The following is a 23,240-nucleotide window of genomic DNA, read 5'->3' as shown; positions in this document are numbered from 1 at the left end:
TAATGAACAGTGTTTTATTTAATTTGCGTGCGAATGCTTTCCCGGTGTGAGCTTATCAAGTAGAGCCTGGGGGATAACGATCACCGAGTATTTCACAAAGACCACCAGCGTGATTAAACCGACAGCAGTACCCAGAATAAAGTCATGAACATCAACCAAAACCAACCCCAAAAGTTGATCACTAACTATCGCCACTGATGCGATACTGACTGCCATGACCCACTTGCTATGCTCGTAAGGCAACGGTTCCATCATTTGGCTTACAATATACAAAAGCATGAGTCGCACAATATAAGTGACGCAAAGAACAGTGATAACACCCCACACTCCATAAATAGGCGCTACCGCAAAATAACCAATTGCTGCCAATACCGCACAGCCGCCTTGTATCCACATCTGTGATTGACTTGAGTCTCCACTGAAACAGCCTAAGTTGAGGTAGTCTCCCGCACTTTTAATAACCGCAATCGCTAGCAGTGCGACCACAATAACCCCAGCCTGATGATAGCTGCTTGGTAAAATAAGAGAAATGAAGCCCGGAACAGTTAAGATCATCAAGCCCCCTAACACTATGGCTAGGTTAACTCCGGCTAAGGCTCTGTCTGCACACATTTTGCTGCCGCCGGGTTGCTGAAGCATGGCGACTCGATTTGGAAACCACCAAAGCGCATAAGGTTGCAGCAGCAAGCCTAGAATTAGCGCAAACTTACCACTAACCGCATAAACGGCTAACTCCTCAACCCCAACAAAACTTGCCATCACCCAGCGATCTAGCCCGGTGATCATATAAATAGAGGCGCCGCCAACCAAGGTTGGTAACCCAAATTTCAAGATCTTTGCTGAATATTGAAAACAACCTAAGCTGCCCATCTGTTGCCATTGATAGCTAACGAGACACAGCATCAATAGTACACTGGAAGCAGCAGCAGAAATCAGCACGCCATCAATGCCATAACCCGCTTCAAGCAGTACAAACGTCATAATCGCCTGAACACTGGCTTTCAATACGTTGAGTTGGCAAAAACGCTTTGCCATTGCGTTCATGCGCATCAAAGTAAGCGGAATGGATATTGCCCCGTCGAGCATCGTAGGAATGAGTAGAAGAACGATCTGATAAGGTTTGAATTCAACAGGCAACGTCAGCAGCAACAGAGGCATGCTGAGCGCAATAAGCACGCCACCAAGTAAACACACCACTAGGCTAAGCGTGAAGCAGTTAGATATCAGCTTTCGCTTTTCATCGCCTTCCGCGACGCCAACGTAACGATACATCGATTCAACAATACCGAAACTAAACAGGATCGTACCGATGTCCGCCAGTAAGACGATCGCTTCTAATGATCCATATTCTGCCAACGTCATTTTGTGAGTAATGTAAGGGATCATCACCAAAGAAATCCCTTTCATCATCAATATGCCAATAGCGTAATAGGCTGACTGTTTTAACGAACCCATACGAGTCACCGATCCCTTACCATGCAGGCTTTAGGAAACTCTTACAGTCACCTATCAAATGTCGCAATGTACGTTTTTGAGGAGCCATCACCAAAGAGCGGAAACTGTAGGCAATAGCCTGTCTATTCTGTTGTAAGCCTCGATAATAGTCTGCATAGCCCTCTAATATTCTAGCCTTTGCAACTTTAAAACTAGACTGAGGTAAATTCCATCGCTGGCTGTTGTTTTGATAACGCTGAAGAATGGTCTCTATAGAAGCTAGGTTTCTGAGCTTGAGGTCTTCAGTTTGAGTCACAGATGTTGCTCTCATTAAGTAACCCACCTCAACAGAGTTCAAAACACCAATCTGATGGTTTTCGCTCATTCGAAGCCACAACTCCCAATCTTCACCATACTTGATGTCTGCATTAAAGCTATCGGTTTGCGAAAACACATCGGCTTTCACCATGACGGTTGACGTACCAATCACATTGTTTTCAATGATGAACTCTAGTGGGTTATCGATGTTGATGAACTGCTCTTCTCGATTTTGAAATTGCGACCAATAGCTAAAGCAATCAACGATGACTTCATAGTCTTCTGTTAGGTGCTCGTAGTTAGTGAAACTCATTGCCATTTCAGGGTATCGTTGGTGGAACTCGAGTTGGCGCTCAATTTTTTCAGGGAACCAAAAATCATCTGCGTCTAAAAAGGCGATAAACTCCCCTATTGCTTTCTCTATACCCAGGTTTCTTGCTTGTGGTGCCCCTACTCCCAAGGTTGATAACTTAACGATCCGGTGATCTTGAATCGATGCGAGATAAGTCGAGGTTCCATCATTGCTATTATCATCGATAATGATCAATTCGATATCTTGATGGGTCTGCTTAAGCACGCTACCAATGGCCTTTGGTAGATAGTCCAAACAGTTGTAGGTAGGGATAACAACACTTACTTTAGCCATAATGACGCTCTCACATTTGTACGTTGTACAGCTTGTACTGCATGTTCTGTGCCGTATTCCATGACCTACTGGATCGCTTTCATATCAGCCACCTATGTGCCCTTTTGCAAAATGACAAATAGCATTGAAGCATGCTCAATTCGAAATTGATTTCCATTTTGAGAAAAACAGGGTTAACCGTCGCATAAGATCAAGAAAAGCATCAAAAAGCCTCTCCCAAAAGGGCTTTAATCTTGGTTCGCATCTTGCTTAGTTAGCTGTAGTGACCTTCGTCAAGGGAGAGAAAAATGAAGAAAGTAGCGTTCGTTGCGCCGACATACCCGGTACTTAGCGAAACTTTTATCCAAACGGAAGTGGAATCCGTGAAAGCTTGTGGACATGACGTCTGCGTAATGACATTCAAAATTGAAAGCAGCGAAAAATCGTTCGACTACGACATTGTTAAAATCGGCCAAGATGTTCGTATGGGCAAAATAACCCACATTAATTGGCTCGGATTTGTCAAAGCACTGTCATTTGTCTCAAGACAAAACAGCATGCCCAAGAAGTCTCTTTTCGGGTATGGGTTTAAGCTAGCTTTACAACTGGCAGAAAAAGACATTGACCACGTACATGCGCACTTCTGCCAACACACTACTGCACATGCTATTGTCGCTGCCAAGCTGCTTAACATTACCTGCTCATTTGTCGCTCATGGGCATGATGTTTACGAGTTTGCTTATGACATCGAACACAAAATATCTTCAAGTGATTTCGTGGTCGCTGTGTGCAAAGACATGCTTAACGACTTCAACAACATGGCGAAAGGCAACGTTAAATTGTTGCACTGTGGTGTGAACACCAAGCAGTTCAAACAGCAGGTCAAAAGTGAGACTAGGCTCTTGCGTTTAGTGTTCCTCGGACGACTTGTCGAACAAAAAGGCGTGCATCACTTAATCGACGCACTCGAGCCTATTGCTGGGCCACTCAACATCCATTTAGATATCGTCGGCACGGGGGATTTAGAGGCGCAATTGAGAATGCAGGTCAATCATCAAAATCTGACTCGCAACGTTACTTTCCACGGGGCTCAAACACACGAATGGGTGAAAAAGAATTTGCCCAAGTACGACACTTTAGTAGCGCCGTTCTGTTTTTCAGAAACAGGCTGCGTCGATACCGGCCCCTTAGTTCTGAAAGAGGCCATGGCGGTTGGCGTACCCGTGATCACTACAAACATCATGGGCTGCAAAGAGATTGTCACTCCAGAGACTGGCTTTTTAGTCAATGAGAAAAGCGTAGAAGAATTAAGAGAAACCATCGAGCGACTGGCTCAGCTAAGCAGTGACGAGAGAGCAGAAATGGGGATGAGAGCCAGAGCACGAGTTGAAACTATGTTTAACTCTCTCAAGCAAGCCCAGCAGTTGTCTAACTGGATAGAGAACCCCGCTTAGTGCCAGCTAAGGCTGTCGAGTAGAATAGAAAATAAAACAAAGCGTTACATTGCTCAAAGCGGTAACGCTCTAGATAATTCGAACTCTCACGAGCAGTGCTTGTTAACCCGCGCGCAATGCTAAAATCTCTGCAAGATCGTCCGTTTCGATATAACGGCTCAAACCTTGCTCTTTCGAAGAGATCGCCACAATAGACATTCGGTCAGCAAGCTCATTGCCCTCAATACCGACGTGACCGTTCACATGGTAGATAGTGATTTGAGAAGCGAGCTCTTGATAAAGTGCGTAAGCGGATTTAATGATATCGAGGTTTTTTATCTCACCACCAGATTTAGTCCAACCCTTTTTCTCCCAGCCTGATGCCCACTTAGTAATGCAGTCTATCGAATATTTTGAGTCGCTATAAATCGCCACCGACAGCCCAGCTTTCAGCTTCTCTTTCGCGAGAATAAAGGCCTGTTCTAAACCTTGTAGCTCAGCAGTATTATTAGTCCCCATCGGTTGGTACAAGCCATACCATAGCTCAGTGAGATCATTATTCAAATAAACCGCTAAACCCGTTCCCGCTTCGCCTGGGTTAGGCTCGCATGCACCATCAGTAAAGATTTTAATATCAAATGGCATGTCAGTAATTTGCTGCTGAGAAAGAGGTGGAGTCTTTGACTTGTTTGCACCACTGGACTTCGGAAATGCAGACTTAGAACCTGAGGTAGACTTAGTCGCAAAAGACGAGCTACCACCAAAGGCTGATTCAGCTTCTCCCAGTGTTGGAAACGATTTATATCTCGCGCCCGCAAAACCATCGACTTGCGCTTTACACTCATTCCAAGTGGTAAAGATACCTGGTTTGCGACCTTTCCAAACCACATAATATTTCTTAGCCAAATTAACTCCTTACCAAACCTAACGACACAAACTGTGAATCAATACATTAGAAGTCACCGAGCCACGTGTTGCAAGGTCAATCACTCAAAAACGGGGCGAAAGAAGCTGCGCTCATAACTGACAATACAATCAACTTCATCCGCATATTCAAAGGCTCGAATACACTCCGGGTCTTTCAAAGATAAGGTTCGATACTCTTCATAAGCCGCTAAACTATCAAATGAAAACAGTGCCATCGCAATATTGTTCGCGCCTTCAGATGGTAGAAAATAGCCATTGTGCTGACCGCCAAATTTAGCCACCAAAGGAATCCACATTTTTGCGTAGGTCTCAAACTCCTTAATCTTTTTAGGATCAATTACATATCGAACATAACAAGTAATCATATACCACCCTCAAATACTGAATAACACACCAAATTTAGATTAGCCATCAAGAGAATAAGAAATCAATCGCCACAAGGTTGTAGAACAAAAACACAGCCATACTGACACCAATGGTTAGCAGCACGTTGCCTGTTTTCCATATCAGCAAACCTGTCACAAGCGCCCCGATTAAATACGGGTTTTCAAAACTTGGCCAAAATGTCTGCTCTGGAGCAAACACAATCGGCCCCCAGATCGCAGTAAGCACCGCTGGACTTGAATAGCGTAATAAACGTCGCGCCGTTTGGTTGAGTCGAAGCGGAATAGCAGGTTCAAGAAACAGATACCGACTAAAGAAAACAATCGCTGTCATCAGTAATATCGTTAACCAGATCATCTCTATTTCCCTTCCATGACTGGCTTTTTGCCGTTATTACGCTCTTGAAACGACTCACTAAAAAAGCCGGCCAACATACCAGCAATTGCTGCAATCATTAGCCCACCCTCAATATTGTTAACCGACATGGTAACCGAAGTGACCAGTGAAACCACCACACACACGACAACAGGCAATGTTCGTATTAAGGGAAAAACCAACGCGATAAACGTCGCGGCTACCGCGAAATCGAGACCGATTTCATTGAGTGACGGGATTTGGCTTCCTGCGACAATGCCGACGAAACTCGCGATGTTCCAAACCAGATAAAAACCGCCGCCCACACCCGCTGCGTACCAACGATTAAACTCTTGCTGAGACTGCCCACTACAAATCGCAAACAGCTCGTCGGTGAGCCAAAAACCAAGTAATAGACGCCAACGTGCTGGAAGGTGACTGATTTTGTCGCGCATCGACACACTGTATAAGAAGTGCCTTGAGGTGATGAACAGTGTGGTCAGCAACATGGTGCCAAGGCCAATGCCCGCTTTGAACATACCTGCGGCGACCAGTTGCGCCGAGCCTGCAAATAGAATCGCTGACATTGCTTGTGCTTGCAGTTGATTCAATCCAGCATCAATCGCGTATGAGCCGGCTAAAATTCCCCACGGTATCACGGCAATACTCAGAGGCATTCCCGCTAAAACGCCCTTCCACAACTGCGTGCGTCTATCCATCTTTTGATTATCCATATTGTTCTTTTCTCTCTTCACATTGGCTATTCAATGTAAAAACACGTGAGTGGATTCGATTGTACAAACTTGCTCGATTAAGCGAACGTATTTTTCGCCTACGCTCAAAGCATCTTAATGTATTGCCCCGGTGTGTAGCCATTGGCCTTTTTAAAGTGTCGATGAAAATGGCTTTGGTCGTGAAAACCACACTCTTGGGCAGTATCTGAAATGGTATGCCCTTGCTTCAACAGTTTGCGAGACAGCCTCAAACGAGACTGGATCTGATAAGCATGAGGAGGAAGGCCAAACTCTTTCTGAAATGATCGAACTAAATGAAATGGACTTAAGGCCGCCAATTTAGATAACTCTTCCAAAGAGACATCGGCCTGCGGAAAATCATCTAAAAACTCTTTTACCAGAACAAGTTGGCGCTGAGTTTTACTATCCAACTGAGGTTTAAGGCTCGACTTGCCATGTCGACTAATCAGCTTAACCAACATCCCGTACATCAAGGTTTCGCGGAGCAGTCGATTATCCGATTCATCAATCGCATTAAACACCAGCCTCAATTGATTGGCGAGTTCAGGGTCTTCAACGACTGCCCTAGGGAAATAAGGGGCGCCATAATTAGGAAGGTTAAGTTCTTGAGTAATTTTGGCCAGTTGCTCTGGGAGCGGATACATGGCGCGGTAAGCCCAACCGCCTTCCGTTGCCGAATGACCGCTATGTACCTCATCGGCATTGACTAGAATAATAGCGTCTTGGGGAGCGATATGATGACCACCTGTGCGATAGAAACGTTGAGCGCCCTGCTCTATAACCCCAAGCGTGTAACCCTCATGACTATGACGTGAGAAGTTCTGCTTTTCGTACTCAGCATTAAGGATTTCAATGCCTCCGAGCTCCTCAGCGACTTTATATTCGGCCTTTTCTTTAGAACGTTTCTTGTTCTCCATAACAATTCCCAAGCCTGTTAATTATCGAGCGACTTATCAGTCTACTCTATAGGCTCTTTTAGCTTTTGTACAAAATTGCGCTTTTGGCGGTTAATACATTTTTTGACCTAGGAATTAAACGGATCAATAACGTGCTCTAATTGCGAGCAAGATCTTGCTCTTTAAGCAGTTAGCGAAGAATTGACAAATCAACGACTTAATCATGCTCATAATCCCCGCCAATTATTAGTAACTGTTCAGAGATATGATGAAGAAAGCCTTAGCATTGATCTTTTTCTTGAGCCTTACGGGTTGCACGCATAATCAGTCCAAAGCACTAAGCATGAACTCATCGTCGGTTAATACATACCCACAATCGATGTCGAACCTACAACTGTGCGACACCTTGTATTACGGAAGGTCGAGTAATCAAACACTAGCCGCTATTGGCAGCGAATTTAACCGCAGAGGTCTATCAAAGCGTTGGTGTGATACCGAAACCAATAAGCTTTATTTAACCAAGACAATTGATTGGGTTGCTGAACAAGTAGACGACAAAGAAGATTCAGAGGAAGAAGCGTCGGCAGTGGTGTTGCCTGCGAATTAAGAGGATTAAAAATTCAACATCGTAAAATGACCAAATTATAATCAGTGAACGAAATTATATATCCAAACTTAAAATACGAAAAAATAAGCATCAACGGCATATAAAACTCATCATGGCAACTCCGTTTTTTCACCACACAGTGTACTTTTGAAATATTTGTTTTACCGTGCACAAAAAAAGATAAAACAACGTGAAATAAGCAACAACACGCTTATTTAGGCGGAATTTTTATAAAATCCTGCTATGTTCACTTAGCTGCCCACATTGTTATTTACTGATATACCAATGGTAATAAGTAACATAAATTCAATAAGATAAAGGATTTACCATGCCTCTTCATAAAAAATCGACTGTCCGTGGTTCACTCTTAGATGATGTTTATTCTTCCAAAGATCTTTCTGTTGTTATGCCCAAGTATCGAATTCCAGAGCAAGAGCATGCACCCGATCATGCTTACCAAGTCGTGCATGATGAATTAATGCTAGATGGTAATTCGCGTCAGAATCTTGCGACATTCTGTCAAACATGGGTCGAAGACGAAGTCCATAAATTAATGGATGAATGCATCGACAAAAACATGATCGATAAAGATGAATACCCACAAACGGCAGAAATCGAATCTCGATGTGTACACATGCTTGCAGATCTTTGGCATGCACCTAACGCTGAGAATCCAATGGGGTGCTCAACAACAGGCTCAAGTGAAGCAGCAATGCTTGGCGGTATGGCGCTTAAATGGGCATGGCGTGAAAAAATGAAGAAGCAAGGCAAGCCAACTGACCGCCCTAACCTTATCTGCGGCCCGGTTCAGGTTTGTTGGCATAAATTTGCCCGTTACTGGGACATTGAACTTCGCGAAATCCCAATGCAAGGCGACCGCCTGATCATGACCCCAGAGGAAGTAATCAAACGTTGTGACGAAAATACGATTGGTGTTGTCCCAACTTTAGGCGTGACCTTTACTTGCCAATATGAGCCAGTACAAGCAGTACATGAAGCGTTAGATAAACTACAAGAAGAAACCGGGCTAGATATTCCGATTCACGTTGATGGTGCGAGTGGTGCCTTTCTTGCCCCATTCTGCGATCCAGATTTAGTGTGGGATTTCCGTTTACCACGAGTAAAGTCCATCAATGCCTCTGGACATAAGTTTGGCCTTTCCCCACTTGGCGTTGGTTGGGTTGTTTGGCGAGATGCCGATGCTCTACATGAAGACTTAATCTTTAACGTCAACTACCTCGGTGGAAACATGCCCACCTTTGCACTCAATTTTTCTCGCCCTGGTGGTCAAATCGTTGCTCAATATTATAACTTCTTGCGTCTTGGTAAAGAGGGCTATCGTAAGATCCATGACGCTTGTTATGACACCGCTCGTTACCTTGCCAAAGAAGTCGAAAAAATGGGTATGTTCCACATCATCTATGATGGACATGGTGGTATCCCTGCACTGAGTTGGTCAATAAAAGATGGCGCAAAACCAGGCTTCAATCTCTACGATCTTTCTGATCGCATTCGATCTCGTGGCTGGCAAATTGCGGCTTATGCGATGCCTGCCGAACGCGAAGATCTAGTGATCATGCGTATTTTGGTTCGACATGGATTTAGCCGAGACATGGCGGATCTTTTGATTTCCGATTTACAACACTGCGTAGACTTCTTTGACAAACACCCTGTCGTCAATGGTAGCGACGCTGACGAGTCGAGTAACTTTAATCACGGTTAATTGTCCCATCTCACTGAAAGCAAGGAGCCTTCATGGTTCCTTGCCCTTATATCAACAAGTTAGCAGGTGACATTATGTCCTTTCTATTTAGTTACTTGTCAGAAAATCCGTTTGTATTTCTCTTTCTATCACTCGCAATTGGTTACCCGCTTGGTCGACTCACATTCAAGGGAGTGAGCCTAGGAACAACCGCTGGTACTTTAGTTGTTGGGGTTGCTCTAGCACTGACCTCCTTTTCGGTTTATGGGCTAAAAATTGAAGAGCCGGGTCTGGTCTCAGATATCTTCTTAATGATGTTCATGTACGCGATTGGGATGAAAGTGGGGCCACAATTTTTCTCCGGTCTTGCCAGAGGAGGGATCGACTTCGTCGTCATTGGTTTAATTGTCGTGTTCAGCAATTTTGCGATTGTTGTCATCGGCGCCAAGCTAATGGGCCTTGAGCCCGGCTACGCCGCTGGCATCATTTCTGGCAGTTACACAGTGACCGCCGTAATGGGCGTAGCGCAGTCAGCAATTAGCTCTGGTGCATTTACACCACCAGAGGGCATGAGTATTGATCACGTCAGTGCGAATATTGCCGCGGGCTACGCGATAAGTTATGTCCTTTCGACCGTCCTCATCATCTTGTTCATTAAGTACCTCCCTTCTCTCTTTGGTATTGACCCCGTCAAAGCAGGTAAAGAGGCAGAGGCGGAATTCTCAACTGGCGATGACAACGAGAAACTCCCAAGCACCTTTGGTTTTTCAGACGTGGGCGTCCTACCGATTGATGTTCGTGCCTATAAAGTCACACACCAAGAGTTAGTTGGCCGTTCAGTGCAAGAGTTGTATCAGAAATTCCCTGATGCGGCCGTGCTTAAAGTGGTTCGAGGTGAGCAAGTCATTGATGCTTCCGATAACCCAACGCTTGAGTTAAATGATGTTATTGGCATTCGCGGAGAATATCGCATCTTGATTGCGGAAGGTGAAGCTGATATCGGAAATGAAGTCGATGATCCACGAGCTAGAAATGTCGACATTGAAGTGGCTGATATTCACGTTGGTAAATCTGAGTATGCGGGGAAAACCATGGCGCAATTGCATGCGGAGATCGGCTTTGGTGTCTACTTCAAAGCAGTTTTCAGACAAGGTCACCAGCAACCTTTACTCCCACAAACTAAGGTCGAAGTGGGCGATGTTGTGCGTATTGCAGGCTCCCAATGGTGCGTAGAGCAAACCGCATCCAAACTCAATAGCGTTCCAATTGTAGAGAGTACGGTCACCGAAACCTTCTACCTCTCCCTTTCTTTGTTGATTGGTTATGTCTTTGGACATTTAAGTGTCACCGTTGCAGGTATCCCTTTTGCCCTAGGCACATCAGCTGGTTGCATGTTAACCGGGATTGTTTTCTCATTCTTACGAACTCGTAACCCGAGCTTTGGCGGCCCCATGAGTGAAGGGGCAAGAAGCTTTCTACAAGACATTGGTCTAAACCTATTTGTCGCGGTATTAGCCGCAACGGTCGGCCCCAAAATATTGGCGTCTTTCCAAGGCATCATTGTCATCAAGATAGCGTTACTGGGTGTGACTGCAGCACTCGTACCACCTCTACTAGCTTGGTTATACGGATTATACTTCCGCAAAATGAACCCTGCTATTTTAGCGGGAGCCTGTGCCGGAGGGAGAAACAGTACCCCAGCAATGAAAGGAGCCCAAGATGCAAGCCACAGTGATATGCCAGCTATTGGCTACCCCGTGCCATACGCATTAACTTCAGTTTTAGTCCTGATATTAGGTTACATCGCAATGGTGATCAGTTAGTTAAATTGAGTTTTGATGCATGGTCTATGATTTAAACTTAACCATGGATGTGTGACGACATTTACCTAACACAATAATGAGTAAGGAGAAGTTATGGGGTTTATATCTTGGATTATTCTTGGGTTAATTGCAGGAGCGCTAGCTAAGTGGCTAATGCCGGGCAACGATGGTGGTGGATGGATCGCCACCATGGTTCTAGGTATTGCTGGTGCCTTTGTTGGTGGTTTCTTAGGGAGCTTCATCGGCCTCGGCAGTGCTGACGGCATTAACATCGGTAGTATTATAACCGCAACGCTTGGAGCATTTGTGTTGCTATTTGTTTATAACCGTTTCCTCAAAAACTGATATTTTCGCACCTCTAGTCATAAACAAGATAAAATTAAGCTTCAGATAGCAAAAAGCCGCTCGTTAAGAGCGGCTTTTTAAAAGGGTGGGAACCCAGCCACATCCCGGCACACAAGTCACTCGCTGCGGCTGCTTCCTTCCGGACCTGACCGAGTTCACGAGCTATTGTTGCGGGAGGACCAGGCCCCCATAGATTCGTTTTCTAAGAGGCTTGCCTCAAAGAGTGATTGGATTATTAAGCATCCCGGCAGCCATTGCAAGCCCTTACCCTTTCTTTTTGAGCAATTGTGGTCTAAGTGCTTATCCTTTATTCAAACCACCAGTAAATCGCAGGTAAATTCACCATTTACCTGCGATTTGAAGTTCTCGTACAACATCATCTAGATTGAGCAGACACTAGATATCGATGTCTTCGTTATCTTCCGTGCGAATGATGTAGTCCGTCATCCATGCCGTTCCTAACAAGCATAGCCAAACGACAAATACAGGACTTGGTACTTCAATGCTCGGTGTAATAACCAGTGCTGCGAAGCCTGCAGTTGGTAGCGTCCAACACAATAACTTGTTCCAGCGGAAGGTTTTCAGCTTGGTCATCGCTTCCATTGACGCCATAATGCCCGTCACACACAAGGCCACAAGCGCTGCATAAGGTAAATCGGCAATCCAAAGGGGCAAGATTAACCCTAATGACCACCAGCTGTGTCGACTCGCGGGCTTAAGATGATTAGCAGCCCACCAAATAACCATAATAGACAAGGTCTGCAAGACCGTAATCCATGGCGTGCCATCAAGTTTACCTGCTGATTGCGTGACCATAATCCCGACTTGCAAAGTAGTCACGATCAAACCCGAAATAATCACTACCGACAAACTACTGCGTCTTGAGAAAACCACCATTAACAGTGGGAACAACACCCACGCGCTAACAGAGAGCGTGATTGGCTGTAGAGGAAGGGTTAAACCATAAGTCGTCATGGCAGCAAGTAAAGCTAAACCTGCGATACCACCCTGCGGTAAGATCCATAACGCAGGAATCACCATCGCCAGTACTGGGATATCTCCCTCACTTAAACTGATTGCTCTCGCACAAACAACGGCTAATAATGTTGTAATTAGAAATTGAAACGTTGAAAAGACCATAGCTCTCTCCTTCTACCGATCCGTGGTATTCATGAACTAGGAACATTTAGTATGGACCAATTTTTAGCCCAAATCTTTGCTGTGATTCACCAAATTCCATATGGAAAAGTAACAACTTATGGAGACATAGCACGTTTCTCAGGTTTTCCGGGCTATGCGCGCCATGTGGGAAAGGCATTGGGTAATCTACCTGAAGGCAGCAAACTCCCTTGGTATCGAGTGATCAACAGCAAAGGCGAAATCTCTTTGAAAGGTGATTCGTTTGATCGCCAAAAGAAGCATTTGGTGGAAGAAGGGATTGAAGTGAGTGACACAGGAAAGGTCAAACTCAGAATATACAAATGGCAGCCCTAAAGCTGCCATCATCGCCGATTCAACTGGCTAGATTAAGCCAATCAAGATGCCTTAACAGTAGCATCCATTTCTAATTAGCGAACACCGACCAAGCGCAGGTCAGCGTGCTGTGTGTTTTCTACATCTGTAATCACAGACTTGATGGTATCTGTTGTGAAACGTAGTTTGCCGTCAACATGGATAGTTGCACGCATGTTGTAACGGTGGTTAGGCTGAATCTTGTTGTCGTCGTAGCTTAACTCGAACGCAAACGGCACTTGCTTACCATCGGTTGTGAACTCTTGAGTCGCGATAACCGTTGATGGAGCATCTGCTAGTGAAATATCTTCTAGCGTTACAGTAACCAATGCACTCTCTGGTAATGCAATTCTTTCGCGGTAGCTAACTGTTCCTGAAATCACTTGAGTATTCTCTGCAACCACTTCCTGAGAAGCGTTCGTTTCTGATGTTGTTTGGCAACCGACTAACAGGCCAAACGATACTAAAGACGTTAGAAGAATTAGAGCCTTTTTCATATTCAATTTCTCTCAACATGTTTGCCGGACTCGGCAAATCTACGGACTAATTATAAGAGAGCTTTCATATTCTGTCTTGAAACCCTATGATTTATTGACAGATATCTGACTAAGCTAAATGATTAACACCATAATCTGACACTCATTTTACGAAGAGGAATGCTGGCGATGAGTCAACCTTTAAAAGAATTACTAAGTTTACTTCAGCTAGAGAAGCTGGAAGAAGGTTTATTCCGTGGGCAAAGTGAAAACCTCGGCCTTCCACAAGTTTATGGCGGTCAGGTCTTAGGGCAAGCACTTTCAGCTGCTCGTTATACCGTTGAAGAGGACCGTAGTGTTCACTCGTTCCACAGTTATTTTCTATTCCCTGGCGACCCTGAAAAGCCGATTATTTACGATGTGGAAAATCTCAGAGATGGACGCAGCTTCAGTACCCGCCGTGTGAAAGCGATTCAAAATGGCCGCCCTATTTTCTACCTGACGGCTTCTTATCATGGTGACGCACCGGGCTTTGAACACCAAAACCCGATGCCTGATATTCCAGGCCCGGAAAACTTTGCCTCTGAAACGGAGCTTGCGAGCCATATTGCGGAGTTCCTCCCAGAAAAGCTGCGCAAGACCTTCTGCGGCGAAAAGCCCATTGAGATGCGCCCCGTAACGGTGGTTAACCCACTAAAACCAAAGAAAGCGGATGCGAAACAGTACCTTTGGGTAAGAGCAAATGGCGCGATGCCAGACAACCACTTAATTCACCAATACCTGCTTGCTTACGCATCAGATTGGGGGTTCTTAGTCACGGCACTTCATCCTCATGAAGTTTCTATCATGACGCCAAACTTCCAAGTGGCGACGATTGACCACTCGATCTGGTTCCACCGCCCATTCAAAATGGATGAATGGTTACTTTACGCGATTGAAAGCCCAACGGCGGCGAACACTCGCGGCCTAGTGCGCGGTGAGATTTATAACCAGAAAGGTGACCTAGTCGCGACAGCAGTTCAAGAAGGTGTGATGCGCTTTACTAAGTAGCGAAGAATTATTTCTAAGTTGCGTAAACAAGCTAGATCCAAACAAAAAGAGGCTAGGTGTCATACCTAGCCTCTTCTCTTTCTAATCACCATATCAACTCAGTAACCAAAGGAACTAAACGCTAGTTTCCCTGCTCTACTGGCTCAAACTCACCTTGTACTCGTGTTTTAATGCCGTCTCCCGCATCTCTCAGCAGATTAAATGGCGATAACACCACTCCTTTTACTGCACCTTCAGCTGCGCCCTGAGCCAACTCCTTACTCTTATCGGCTAACAAATTAGCCTGCGCTAAAATGCCAGGAACTTCAGCTCTGAGCATTTCAGATTCGGCAATCACCACAGGTATCGTTTGTTCGCGGTAAGACTTACTTTCAGCCAGCATTGGTGGCATCACATCAACACGGTAGCGCTTGAGTTCGGTCAGCGTTGGCGGAATCACATCGGTTCTCACCTGCTCGACTTCAACGCGAACATTTTTCACTTCGTCTAATATAGCTGGAATTTTACTGTCGACTGATGCGACCGTTTTGTTCACCTTCTCTACCGTCTTTCTTACATCTTCAACGGTATTTAGCATCTGTGGCGCCAACTCGTCGACGTGCTCCGCCAGTATCAGAAACTCTTCAACTTTTAGCTCTTTAGTGAGCACAGAAAGGTCCTCAATAACCTGAGGATAGGTATCGACAATTTCACCGACTTTATTGGTGAATGAATAGATGGTGTAGCCAAGGTAAAAAATAGCGATAGCTAACACGAGCTGAATAGCAGTAGAAACTTTTGCAAGCATGAATAATCCTTTTCTTCATCGCAGAGGCGATATCTAAACTCGAAACACAATTTTGAACAAGGTTATAGCGGTAGCGCGGTGGTGTACTTTAATGGTTCCATCGCAAACGTAGAAGTAACGTTTGATATACCATCGACACTGTTAACCAAGCGCTTATAGAACTCATCAAAGCACTTCATGTCTTTAACCTGCACCTTCATCATATAATCGTACTCGCCAGCCATACGATAGAATTCCATGACTTCTGGGAATTCCGACACAGTATTCACAAAACGACCATACCACTCATGAGAGTGATCGCTGGTCTTCACCAATACGAATGCGGTAAAAGAAAGATCTAACTTTTCTGGGTTCAGCAGCGCCACTCTTTTTTCAATGATGCCATTCTCTTCCAGACGCTTTAAGCGTTTCCAGCAAGGCGTTGTGGTGAGGTTGACGGCTTCAGAAATATCGTTCAATGACAGGGTGCTGTCTTCTTGTAATAACGCTAATATTTTTTTATCTACGGCATCTATCACACTTTCACCAAATCGCTTTTAAATAGAATAATTTTCTACATTTTAGTCAAAATAAAGCAAATATGGCAAAGTTTTTCTCTCCAGATCTAGCTAAATTAAAACCATACCAATTACAAAAAATTCCTACACTCGATCAGGAGAACGCTTATGTGCACTGACCATCAATGGATTAACAACGCGATTCGTAAAATTGAAGCGGACTACCAACGCTCTGCGGATACGCACCTTATCAAACTAGACCTTCCAAGCATTGAAGGCATTGATATCTACCTTAAAGATGAAAGTACACACCCAACAGGCTCTTTGAAGCACCGTTTGGCGCGTTCTCTGTTCTTATACGCTATCTGTAATGGTTGGGTTGGCCCAGAAACCACGATCATTGAATCGTCGTCTGGCAGCACGGCAGTATCTGAAGCTTACTTCGCTCGCCTACTTGGTCTTCCGTTTATCGCGGTAATGCCAAAATGCACGGCGAAGAAAAAGATCGAACAGATTGAATTCTACGGCGGCCAAGCACACCTAGTTGACCGCTCTGACCAAATCTATGATGAGTCTCGTCGTTTAGCAGCGGAACTCAATGGCCATTACATGGACCAATTTACTTACGCTGAGCGCGCAACCGACTGGCGTGGTAACAACAACATCGCAAACTCGATTTTCAATCAAATGCAGATGGAAGATCATCCGGTTCCAACTTGGGTTGTAATGAGCCCTGGTACTGGTGGTACTTCAGCAACGATTGGCCGTTTCATTCGTTACCAACAGCATGAAACTAAGCTTTGTGTCGTTGACCCTGAAAACTCAGTTTTCCACGAGTATTACAAGACAGGCAATACAGAAGTAAAAGGCAGCACATTCAGCAAAATTGAAGGTATTGGTCGCCCTCGTGCAGAACCAAGCTTCATTCCAGGTGTGGTTGACGAAATGCGTAAGATCCCAGACGCAGCAAGCATCGCAACGACACATTGGTTGTCTGACATTCTAGGCCGTAAGGTTGGCGCATCTACGGGTACCAACATGTACGGTGTGCTTCAACTGGCTAGCGAGATGAAAGCGCGTGGAGAGAAAGGCTCTATCGTTACTCTACTTTGTGATAGCGGCGAGCGTTACCTAGACACTTACTTCAATGACGAGTGGGTAAACAACAACATTGGTGACCTTCAGCCTTACGCTGCAAAATTAGAAGCTTTCTCTCAAACGGGTGAATTAGCTTAAGCACCAAGCAAAACACAAGCGTCCAAAATAAAAAGAGCCCTTGATGGGCTCTTTTTATATGTCTTTGGTTAAGGACAAACTAAGACTATTCTGGTTTTTGCTTCGCTTCAAAAGCAGCCAGTTGCTCTGGTGTTGCTTTTGGTTGGTGGTTTTGTTTCCACTCATTGTAAGTCATGCCATAAACACGCTCACGAGCATCATCAATATCAAGGTCTAAACCTTGTTGTTCAGCTTCGGCTTTGTACCACTTACTGAAGCAGTTACGACAGAAGCCAGCCAAGATCATCAGATCAATATTCTGAACATCTTTGTTGTTGTCTAAGTGTGCTAATAGGCGACGAAAGGTTGCTGCATCCAGCTTGTCTTGTTCTTCTTGAGAAAGATCTTTGTATTTAAATTCAGCCACTTTAGTGTCCCTTAATAATTTTCATTTTTTAATGTATTGAGCAGATATTGTTATACAAAAAAAGCCCGCACTGCGCTAGGAGCAAACGCAGGCTTTTCAAAACATTCATAGATAAACCGGAATTCCCATGAAACGATTACAAAACGTATTTATCCTTTTAGTTTCGCTTATTATAAGCGCTACAGCTTTTGCATCTCCATCAGAGGGAAAACAATACACGCTTTTGGAAAAGCCTTATTCAACCGAGTATCAAGTAGACAAATTCTTTTCATTGACCTGCATGCCTTGTTGGCAGATGACAGAGTTACTCAAAGGTAAAGAAGGCTCTGACGAACTGAAAATGCATCGTACTCACGTGATTTTTAACGACTCGACCTTACAAGCTGCAGGTATTTACTACACCGTGTTGGCTCAAAAGCCTGATCTGTCTCATGAACTTTTGAGTGAGTTATTCTCGCTGGTTCAAACTAAAAACCCGCTGCAAGAAACGGATATCGATGCCTTTTTCAAAGAACACAACCTTTTGAAGCAAAAAGACATGACTCAAGATCAACAACAGCAATGGGCTAAGTTCATGGAAGATGCTATTACTAAGACCGAGCAAGCATCGATTAGCAGCATTCCGAGCTTTATTATTAATGGGCGCTATATGGTGAAACTAAGAGGCCACCGCTCTATGGAAGAACTGCTGGAAACCATTCAATACCTGAGCGAGCAATAGAGTCTCACTCTTTTCTGGCACCATTCGGAAAACCAAATAAAAAAGCCCGACAACAAGTAAGTTGTCGGGCTTTCATCAATTACTTATCTATACCACTAAATTAACCGTGGCTAGTTCTACCTATGTTGTCATGGCTTAGCTCTTTGTTGAGCACCGCTTCGACGTGACCCGGAGAGCGTGTTGAGCCAGAAATCAGTCGGTACATCGCAGGGATTACGAACAGAGTTACCAGAGTCGCAAAGCCCATACCGAAAAAGATAACCGTACCCACAGCCACTCGGCTTTCATAGCCTGCGCCCGTTGAAGTAATCAATGGAATAGCACCTGCTAGTGTGGTAAATGCCGTCATCATGATTGGACGTAAACGTCGAGCTGAAGCATCAATGATCGCCTTTTCAAACTCAATACCGCGGTCACGCAGTTGGTTAGCAAACTCAACGATCAAGATACCGTTTTTGGTTACCATACCGATCAACATGATCATACCAATCTGGCTGTACACGTTGAGCCCTTGACTCATCAGCACCAAGCCCAAGAAGCCACCAAAGATACCCATAGGTACAGTGAACATTACCACTAGCGGGTTAATGAAGCTCTCGAACTGCGCCGCCAGTACCAAGTACGCCACCAACATCGCTAATGCAAACACCACTAAGATGCTCGATTGGTTCTCTTTGAAGTCTTTAGACTCACCAGAGTAGCTCACTGAGATATCACCCGGTAATTGTTCAATCGCTTGCTGATCAAGGAAATCTAACGCATCACCCAGTGTGTAACCTTCCATAAGGTTGGCTTTAATCGTTACCGATTTCTGCTTGTTGTAGTGTGATAAGCGGATCGACGATGCCACTTCTTCAATATGCGTTAGCGTATCTAATGTCACCAACTCACCAGATTGAGTTCGCATGTAGATTTGGCTTAGGTCGTTCGCGTTGTTAAAGCTGTTCTCGTCACCACGCAGGTAAACGTCGTACTCCTCACCGCGTTCAACAAAGGTCGTTTCACTGCGACCGCCCAGCATGATTTCCAAGGTATCTGAGATATCAGAAACACTCACACCTAGCTCTGCAGCACGCTGCTTGTCTACAGTAACCAATAGCTCTGGCGTTTTCTCAGAGTAATCGATATCCGCACCTTCCATCATTGGTGAGTCTTCAGCCGCTTGCTTAAGAATTTCACCCCACTTCTGCAGTTCTGAGTAATCCGAACCACCTAGAACGAATTGTACAGGCTCGCTCGATCCGCCTTTAAAGCCAGGCATAAACGGGAATACACGAACATCGGGAATACCATTCAAAGATTTACGAACTTCGTTCAACGCCTCTTGCGCTGTAACGTCACGTTCATTCCAATCTTCTAGGATCATGATGACGAAACCTGTTTGGTCGCCGGCATTACCGCCGAATGCTGGTGATTGAATACTGAATGACTTCAAGAAGCCTTGACCAAGCAATGGCATTAGACGTTCTTCAACAATGTCCATGTTGGCAGACATGCGGTTGTAACTGGTTGCATCAGCGCCACGAACAAACGCAAAGATAACACCACGGTCTTCTTGCGGAGTAAGCTGCGCTGGCACTTGTTGCATCAAACCATAGCTACCACCCAAACATGCGATAATGATGATTGGAGCAGCCCAACGCCAATTTAACGCGCGGCGTAATACCGAGCGGTATCCAGACTCTAATTTACCAAATACACGTTCAACAAACAGATTAAAGCGGTTTGGTTTCACGTTCGCTTTTAGGATCTTACTGCCTAGCACTGGCGTTAGCGTCAATGCAACTAGCGACGAGAAGATCACCGACATAGCAAGCAATACCGAGAACTCGGTAAACAGCAGACCTACCATGCCGTCCATGAACGAGATTGGTAGGAATACCATTACCAATACAAGCGTTGTTGCGATTACCGCGAAGCCTACTTCACGAGTACCTTTATAGGCAGCAAGCAGCGGTGACTCACCACGTTCAATATGGTGGAAAATGTTCTCAACCACCACGATCGCATCATCGACCACCAAACCAATCGACAAGATAAGCGCCATCAAGGTAATCAGGTTGATAGAGAAACCGAAGTAGTACGCGGCAATAAACGACGAGATCAGAGATACAGGTACGGTTACCGCTGGAATAAGTGTTGCACGTGCTTGACCAATAAAGATGTAAAGCACAAGGATAACCAAGCCGCCCGTGATAAAGAGCGTGCTGTAAACCTCTGAGATAGAACGATCGATGAAGACTGTTGAGTCATAGTCGACAGCCAAACGAGTGCCATCTGGCAAGAACTTTTGAATTGCTTCGACTTCTTTATGTACTAGGTCAGCTACTTCAAGCGGGTTTGCATCTGATTGAGGCACAATACCCATACTGACGTTAACAACACCGTCACTCTTAAAGGTCGAGTTTTCGTTCTCTGCGCCAATGTAAACATCAGCGACATCTTTAAGGTAAATAGGCGTGTTGTCAGAAGCGCGTTTAACGACTAGGTATTCAAAATCTTCCGCTTCAGTGTAAGAACGAGCGGTACGAACCGACATCACAATCGCATCGTTACGTACTTCACCACCTGGGCTTTCGATATTCTCATTGTTTAACGCAGAAGTGATGTCAGATGTGGTAACACCACGACCTGCCATTTGCGCAGGTTTCAGCTTGACGTACATTACTTTGTACAAGCCACCTGAGATATCCACCGAGCTCACACCAGAAATCAAACTAAAGCGGTCGATCAACACACGTTCGGTGTAATCGGTTAGCTGCGTTCGGTCCATCTCAGTAGAACTTAGGTTAATGTAAACCGAAGCCTCACCACTACCATTGTTCTTATAAACAATTGGGTCGTCAGCTTCGTCAGGCAACGAGCGCTGCGCACGAGCAACGGCGTCACGAACGTCACTCACACCAGTATTCAGGTCATAACCCAATTCAAAGGTAATCGTAATACGCGACATACCGTTACGAGTGGTGGATTCGATCTCATCAATACCACTGATACCGGATAATTGGTCTTCAAGATTGGAGGTTATTTGGCTCTCTATGATGGTAGCCGAAGCACCCTCATAACGAGTACTGATCGATACTACCGGGCTTTCAATATCTGGCATCTCACGAACAGCAAGCTTACTGAACGAAACGATACCAAACACAACCAACAGCAAACTCAATACGACAGCGGCTACTGGTCTCTTTACTGAAACGTCAGATAACAACATTAGTTAGCGCCTTCTTGTATTGCTTTCTCGGTTGCTGACTCAGCAGGGCGGTTCACGGTCAGTTCTTGAACTTGAACACCATCACGCATGTTCACGATGCCCTGCACCACTATTTTCTGACCAATTTCGATACCCTTTTCAATCACAACTTCGTTGTCGATACGAGCACCAAGGAAGACTTCAGTTCGCGTCGCTTTGTTATCTTCACCAACCACATAAACAAAACGTTTAGTACCTGAGTACTCTAGAGCTTGAACAGGAATAATTGGTGCTTCAATTGGTGGGAAGTCCATCGCTGCCGACACCAGCATGCCCGGCTTTAGGTAATCATTGTTGTTATCGAAATTAATTCGAACTCGAAGGTTTAATGTCTCTGCGTTGATACGAGAATCAATGCCAACCACTGAACCTGTAAATTCGGTATCTCCCCATGCACTGGTACGAGCCGTCACTTTCATGCCTTTTGATAGCATAGAAAGATAACGTTCAGGGATCTGAAGGTCTAATTGCATGACTGAAAGGTCATCTAGAGTCATCAGCTCAGTACCCGCTGTCACCATTTTGCCGCGGCTAAAATCGATAAAGCCGACTGTGCCTGAGAATGGCGCACTAATGTGAAGATCTTTTAGGTTGGCATTTGCTGCTGCTAAACGAGCATTGGCGATCTCTACATTGGTTTTCTGAGCGTCAATTTCAGTTTGCGTGATCGCGTTACGTTTAACTAGGCGTTGAAATTCCGCTAGCTTACGTTGCTCGTCTTTTAGATAAGCTTGAGCTTCTGCAACTGCAGCTTTTGCCTTATCGTCATCCAACTGAACCAACATCTGGCCTTTAGTCACATCTTGATTAGCTTTAATGTTGATAGAGTCAACGCGTCCAGCCACCTCAGAAGTGATCATCACCGATTGCTCAGCTTCTAGCTTCCCAACGAGAGAAAGAGATTGGCTAACTTGGTGAATATCAACCTGCTCAGTAACAACAGTGACAGAGCTAGGGCCCATACGCTTAGCAAGTACGGCTGGAGACGCCATAAGAATAGACAAGCTCAGCAGGGTTAAAACAGATTTATTTTTCATAATTATGGTCTGCAAGTAAGTTTTATATCAATCACAGTGAGTAAGTGGTCAGAAATAGCGTAGGAAAATGGCTTGAGAATCAGGCAGCTCTTTTCAACAGGATAGCTTCGATAAGTAGTTATCCTACAATCAAAAATCCTAACGCTGCTGTCGAGCATTTTAATAAGCTAGAACGACAAGTTACTTACTACGATTGGTATTATTCTCTATAAATGAAATTAACCGTATTCTATCAACTGATGAATGCTGTAACGTCAAGAAGTGTAAATCTAGATTAAATTCCATTTACGTTTCATCACGCTTTAGACACATTGAACACAATACAGAAAGCCAATTACCTCAAGGTGTTACCTATCACTACGTAAACCTTAGTACAGATGTTCACTTCACGAGCAATATGCATACTTTTCGCCATCTTTGCCCAAAAAGGCAGCATTTAACACAAAACCATAAGAAAAACCCTTTACAGGTTTAACGTGTTTGCTATGATGCGCTCCGCACTTGAGAGATGCGTTGGGAAAAACATCTCTTTAGCCTATCCATTATGAGTTAGGAAAAACACCCTGGAGGGGTTCCCGAGTGGCCAAAGGGAGCAGACTGTAAATCTGCCGGCACTGCCTTCGATGGTTCGAATCCGTCTCCCTCCACCATATTTCTTCTTA

At 44.8% G+C, this 23,240-nt stretch carries 23 protein-coding genes, 1 tRNA gene and 1 other RNA gene; 10 read left to right on the top strand and 15 right to left on the bottom strand.

What is annotated here, in order from left to right; genetic code table 11:
* Window positions 1-18: 18 nt before the first annotated feature.
* Together F0251_RS00620 and F0251_RS00615 are read right to left on the bottom strand one after the other, a co-directional pair.
* The gene (locus F0251_RS00620; protein WP_171730106.1) at window positions 19-1,455 is read right to left on the bottom strand and encodes a lipopolysaccharide biosynthesis protein; all 1,437 of its coding nucleotides are present in this window, start codon (window positions 1,453-1,455) and stop codon (window positions 19-21) included.
* A gap of 16 nt (window positions 1,456-1,471) precedes the next feature.
* A complete protein-coding gene (locus tag F0251_RS00615; protein ID WP_171730105.1) occupies window positions 1,472-2,398 on the bottom strand; it encodes a glycosyltransferase family 2 protein in 927 nt (308 codons plus the stop codon).
* 287 nt (window positions 2,399-2,685) lie between these two features.
* Here F0251_RS00615 and F0251_RS00610 point away from each other — a divergent pair, with 287 nt between their 5' ends.
* Window positions 2,686-3,831 (top strand): glycosyltransferase family 4 protein, encoded by a 1,146-nt coding sequence (locus F0251_RS00610; protein ID WP_171730104.1) that lies wholly within the window; start codon window positions 2,686-2,688, stop codon window positions 3,829-3,831.
* Window positions 3,832-3,933: 102 nt separating this feature from the next.
* On the opposite strand, the gene F0251_RS00605 is transcribed toward F0251_RS00610, so the two are convergent.
* The 5 genes from F0251_RS00605 to F0251_RS00585 form a co-directional block, all read right to left on the bottom strand.
* Window positions 3,934-4,716: a viroplasmin family protein gene (locus tag F0251_RS00605; protein ID WP_171730103.1), complete on the bottom strand. Its 783-nt coding sequence runs from the start codon at window positions 4,714-4,716 to the stop codon at window positions 3,934-3,936.
* 80 nt (window positions 4,717-4,796) lie between these two features.
* Window positions 4,797-5,102: an NIPSNAP family protein gene (locus F0251_RS00600; RefSeq protein WP_116870221.1), complete on the bottom strand. Its 306-nt coding sequence runs from the start codon at window positions 5,100-5,102 to the stop codon at window positions 4,797-4,799.
* Between the two features lie 46 nt (window positions 5,103-5,148).
* Complete coding sequence (locus F0251_RS00595; RefSeq protein WP_171368837.1) at window positions 5,149-5,478, bottom strand: AzlD domain-containing protein; 330 nt, start codon at window positions 5,476-5,478, stop codon at window positions 5,149-5,151.
* A gap of 2 nt (window positions 5,479-5,480) precedes the next feature.
* A complete protein-coding gene (locus F0251_RS00590) occupies window positions 5,481-6,209 on the bottom strand; it encodes an AzlC family ABC transporter permease (protein WP_171730102.1) in 729 nt (242 codons plus the stop codon).
* Between the two features lie 104 nt (window positions 6,210-6,313).
* Entirely contained in the window at window positions 6,314-7,147 is an 834-nt protein-coding gene (locus tag F0251_RS00585) for an AraC family transcriptional regulator (RefSeq protein ID WP_004739967.1), read from the bottom strand.
* Between the two features lie 247 nt (window positions 7,148-7,394).
* On the opposite strand from F0251_RS00585, the gene F0251_RS00580 reads away from it, so the two are divergent.
* From F0251_RS00580 to F0251_RS00565, 4 genes are all read left to right on the top strand, one after another.
* Entirely contained in the window at window positions 7,395-7,733 is a 339-nt protein-coding gene (locus tag F0251_RS00580; protein WP_171730101.1) for a hypothetical protein, read from the top strand.
* A gap of 328 nt (window positions 7,734-8,061) precedes the next feature.
* Window positions 8,062-9,456 (top strand): glutamate decarboxylase, encoded by a 1,395-nt coding sequence (locus F0251_RS00575; protein WP_061031879.1) that lies wholly within the window; start codon window positions 8,062-8,064, stop codon window positions 9,454-9,456.
* 74 nt (window positions 9,457-9,530) lie between these two features.
* Window positions 9,531-11,258 carry an aspartate:alanine exchanger family transporter gene (locus F0251_RS00570; protein ID WP_061031917.1) on the top strand — a complete coding sequence of 576 codons (1,728 nt, stop codon included), beginning with the start codon at window positions 9,531-9,533 and terminating at the stop codon, window positions 11,256-11,258.
* Between the two features lie 93 nt (window positions 11,259-11,351).
* Window positions 11,352-11,603, top strand: coding sequence for a GlsB/YeaQ/YmgE family stress response membrane protein (locus F0251_RS00565; protein WP_017105442.1), 252 nt, complete (start codon window positions 11,352-11,354; stop codon window positions 11,601-11,603).
* A gap of 88 nt (window positions 11,604-11,691) precedes the next feature.
* Here the strand turns inward: F0251_RS00565 and ffs are convergent.
* Together ffs and F0251_RS00555 are read right to left on the bottom strand one after the other, a co-directional pair.
* Window positions 11,692-11,788: signal recognition particle sRNA small type (ffs, locus tag F0251_RS00560), an RNA gene on the bottom strand.
* Window positions 11,789-11,999: 211 nt separating this feature from the next.
* Window positions 12,000-12,743, bottom strand: coding sequence for a hypothetical protein (locus tag F0251_RS00555; protein ID WP_061031880.1), 744 nt, complete (start codon window positions 12,741-12,743; stop codon window positions 12,000-12,002).
* A gap of 51 nt (window positions 12,744-12,794) precedes the next feature.
* On the opposite strand from F0251_RS00555, the gene F0251_RS00550 reads away from it, so the two are divergent.
* Window positions 12,795-13,097, top strand: coding sequence for an MGMT family protein (locus F0251_RS00550; RefSeq protein ID WP_171730100.1), 303 nt, complete (start codon window positions 12,795-12,797; stop codon window positions 13,095-13,097).
* A gap of 74 nt (window positions 13,098-13,171) precedes the next feature.
* Here F0251_RS00550 and F0251_RS00545 read toward each other — a convergent pair whose 3' ends face one another.
* Window positions 13,172-13,612: a YbaY family lipoprotein gene (locus F0251_RS00545; protein ID WP_116870218.1), complete on the bottom strand. Its 441-nt coding sequence runs from the start codon at window positions 13,610-13,612 to the stop codon at window positions 13,172-13,174.
* A 168-nt stretch (window positions 13,613-13,780) separates the two neighbouring features.
* On the opposite strand from F0251_RS00545, the gene tesB reads away from it, so the two are divergent.
* Window positions 13,781-14,641 (top strand): acyl-CoA thioesterase II, encoded by an 861-nt coding sequence (gene tesB / locus F0251_RS00540; RefSeq protein ID WP_061031918.1) that lies wholly within the window; start codon window positions 13,781-13,783, stop codon window positions 14,639-14,641.
* A 121-nt stretch (window positions 14,642-14,762) separates the two neighbouring features.
* Here the strand turns inward: tesB and F0251_RS00535 are convergent, their stop codons facing one another.
* Window positions 14,763-15,428 carry a hypothetical protein gene (locus F0251_RS00535; protein ID WP_061031883.1) on the bottom strand — a complete coding sequence of 222 codons (666 nt, stop codon included), beginning with the start codon at window positions 15,426-15,428 and terminating at the stop codon, window positions 14,763-14,765.
* 62 nt (window positions 15,429-15,490) lie between these two features.
* On the bottom strand, window positions 15,491-15,946 hold the full coding sequence (locus F0251_RS00530; RefSeq protein ID WP_004739953.1) for an Lrp/AsnC family transcriptional regulator: 456 nt from the start codon (window positions 15,944-15,946) through the stop codon (window positions 15,491-15,493).
* A gap of 147 nt (window positions 15,947-16,093) precedes the next feature.
* Between F0251_RS00530 and F0251_RS00525 the strand changes: the two genes are divergently transcribed.
* Window positions 16,094-17,161, top strand: a complete 1,068-nt coding sequence (locus tag F0251_RS00525) for a PLP-dependent cysteine synthase family protein (RefSeq protein ID WP_061031884.1) — start codon at window positions 16,094-16,096, stop codon at window positions 17,159-17,161.
* An 85-nt stretch (window positions 17,162-17,246) separates the two neighbouring features.
* Here the strand turns inward: F0251_RS00525 and F0251_RS00520 are convergent, their stop codons facing one another.
* Entirely contained in the window at window positions 17,247-17,567 is a 321-nt protein-coding gene (locus F0251_RS00520) for a DUF1244 domain-containing protein (RefSeq protein ID WP_171730099.1), read from the bottom strand.
* 127 nt (window positions 17,568-17,694) lie between these two features.
* Between F0251_RS00520 and F0251_RS00515 the strand changes: the two genes are divergently transcribed.
* Window positions 17,695-18,288: a thioredoxin domain-containing protein gene (locus tag F0251_RS00515; RefSeq protein ID WP_171730098.1), complete on the top strand. Its 594-nt coding sequence runs from the start codon at window positions 17,695-17,697 to the stop codon at window positions 18,286-18,288.
* A gap of 100 nt (window positions 18,289-18,388) precedes the next feature.
* Here the strand turns inward: F0251_RS00515 and vexH are convergent, their stop codons facing one another.
* Together vexH and F0251_RS00505 are read right to left on the bottom strand one after the other, a co-directional pair.
* Entirely contained in the window at window positions 18,389-21,502 is a 3,114-nt protein-coding gene (gene vexH / locus F0251_RS00510) for a vibriobactin export RND transporter permease subunit VexH (RefSeq protein WP_061031886.1), read from the bottom strand.
* Window positions 21,502-22,578: an efflux RND transporter periplasmic adaptor subunit gene (locus F0251_RS00505; protein WP_171730097.1), complete on the bottom strand. Its 1,077-nt coding sequence runs from the start codon at window positions 22,576-22,578 to the stop codon at window positions 21,502-21,504. The genes vexH and F0251_RS00505 overlap by 1 nt, the downstream gene beginning before the upstream one ends.
* 565 nt (window positions 22,579-23,143) lie before the next feature.
* Here F0251_RS00505 and F0251_RS00500 point away from each other — a divergent pair.
* Window positions 23,144-23,228, top strand: a tRNA-Tyr gene (locus F0251_RS00500).
* The last annotated feature ends 12 nt before the right edge of the window (window positions 23,229-23,240 follow it).

It is taken from the genome of Vibrio sp. 070316B, from assembly GCF_013114115.1.
GTDB lineage: Bacteria > Pseudomonadota > Gammaproteobacteria > Enterobacterales > Vibrionaceae > Vibrio > Vibrio chagasii_B.
This window is presented reverse-complemented; position numbering and strand designations above follow the sequence as displayed.

Excerpts from the sequence above, each read along its gene's own strand:
- F0251_RS00620 (WP_171730106.1), bottom strand. The coding sequence starts at position 1,455 with ATGGGTTCGTTAAAACAGTCAGCCTATTACGCTATTGGCATATTGATG.
- F0251_RS00615 (WP_171730105.1), bottom strand. The coding sequence starts at position 2,398 with ATGGCTAAAGTAAGTGTTGTTATCCCTACCTACAACTGTTTGGACTAT.
- F0251_RS00550 (WP_171730100.1), top strand. The coding sequence starts at position 12,795 with ATGGACCAATTTTTAGCCCAAATCTTTGCTGTGATTCACCAAATTCCA.
- tesB (WP_061031918.1), top strand. The coding sequence starts at position 13,781 with ATGAGTCAACCTTTAAAAGAATTACTAAGTTTACTTCAGCTAGAGAAG.
- F0251_RS00555 (WP_061031880.1), bottom strand. The coding sequence starts at position 12,743 with ATGGTCTTTTCAACGTTTCAATTTCTAATTACAACATTATTAGCCGTT.
- F0251_RS00610 (WP_171730104.1), top strand. The coding sequence starts at position 2,686 with ATGAAGAAAGTAGCGTTCGTTGCGCCGACATACCCGGTACTTAGCGAA.
- F0251_RS00575 (WP_061031879.1), top strand. The coding sequence starts at position 8,062 with ATGCCTCTTCATAAAAAATCGACTGTCCGTGGTTCACTCTTAGATGAT.
- vexH (WP_061031886.1), bottom strand. The coding sequence starts at position 21,502 with ATGTTGTTATCTGACGTTTCAGTAAAGAGACCAGTAGCCGCTGTCGTA.
- F0251_RS00580 (WP_171730101.1), top strand. The coding sequence starts at position 7,395 with ATGAAGAAAGCCTTAGCATTGATCTTTTTCTTGAGCCTTACGGGTTGC.
- F0251_RS00515 (WP_171730098.1), top strand. The coding sequence starts at position 17,695 with ATGAAACGATTACAAAACGTATTTATCCTTTTAGTTTCGCTTATTATA.
- F0251_RS00505 (WP_171730097.1), bottom strand. The coding sequence starts at position 22,578 with ATGAAAAATAAATCTGTTTTAACCCTGCTGAGCTTGTCTATTCTTATG.
- F0251_RS00570 (WP_061031917.1), top strand. The coding sequence starts at position 9,531 with ATGTCCTTTCTATTTAGTTACTTGTCAGAAAATCCGTTTGTATTTCTC.
- F0251_RS00595 (WP_171368837.1), bottom strand. The coding sequence starts at position 5,478 with ATGATCTGGTTAACGATATTACTGATGACAGCGATTGTTTTCTTTAGT.
- F0251_RS00585 (WP_004739967.1), bottom strand. The coding sequence starts at position 7,147 with ATGGAGAACAAGAAACGTTCTAAAGAAAAGGCCGAATATAAAGTCGCT.
- F0251_RS00535 (WP_061031883.1), bottom strand. The coding sequence starts at position 15,428 with ATGCTTGCAAAAGTTTCTACTGCTATTCAGCTCGTGTTAGCTATCGCT.
- F0251_RS00565 (WP_017105442.1), top strand. The coding sequence starts at position 11,352 with ATGGGGTTTATATCTTGGATTATTCTTGGGTTAATTGCAGGAGCGCTA.
- F0251_RS00600 (WP_116870221.1), bottom strand. The coding sequence starts at position 5,102 with ATGATTACTTGTTATGTTCGATATGTAATTGATCCTAAAAAGATTAAG.
- F0251_RS00545 (WP_116870218.1), bottom strand. The coding sequence starts at position 13,612 with ATGAAAAAGGCTCTAATTCTTCTAACGTCTTTAGTATCGTTTGGCCTG.
- F0251_RS00525 (WP_061031884.1), top strand. The coding sequence starts at position 16,094 with ATGTGCACTGACCATCAATGGATTAACAACGCGATTCGTAAAATTGAA.
- F0251_RS00590 (WP_171730102.1), bottom strand. The coding sequence starts at position 6,209 with ATGGATAATCAAAAGATGGATAGACGCACGCAGTTGTGGAAGGGCGTT.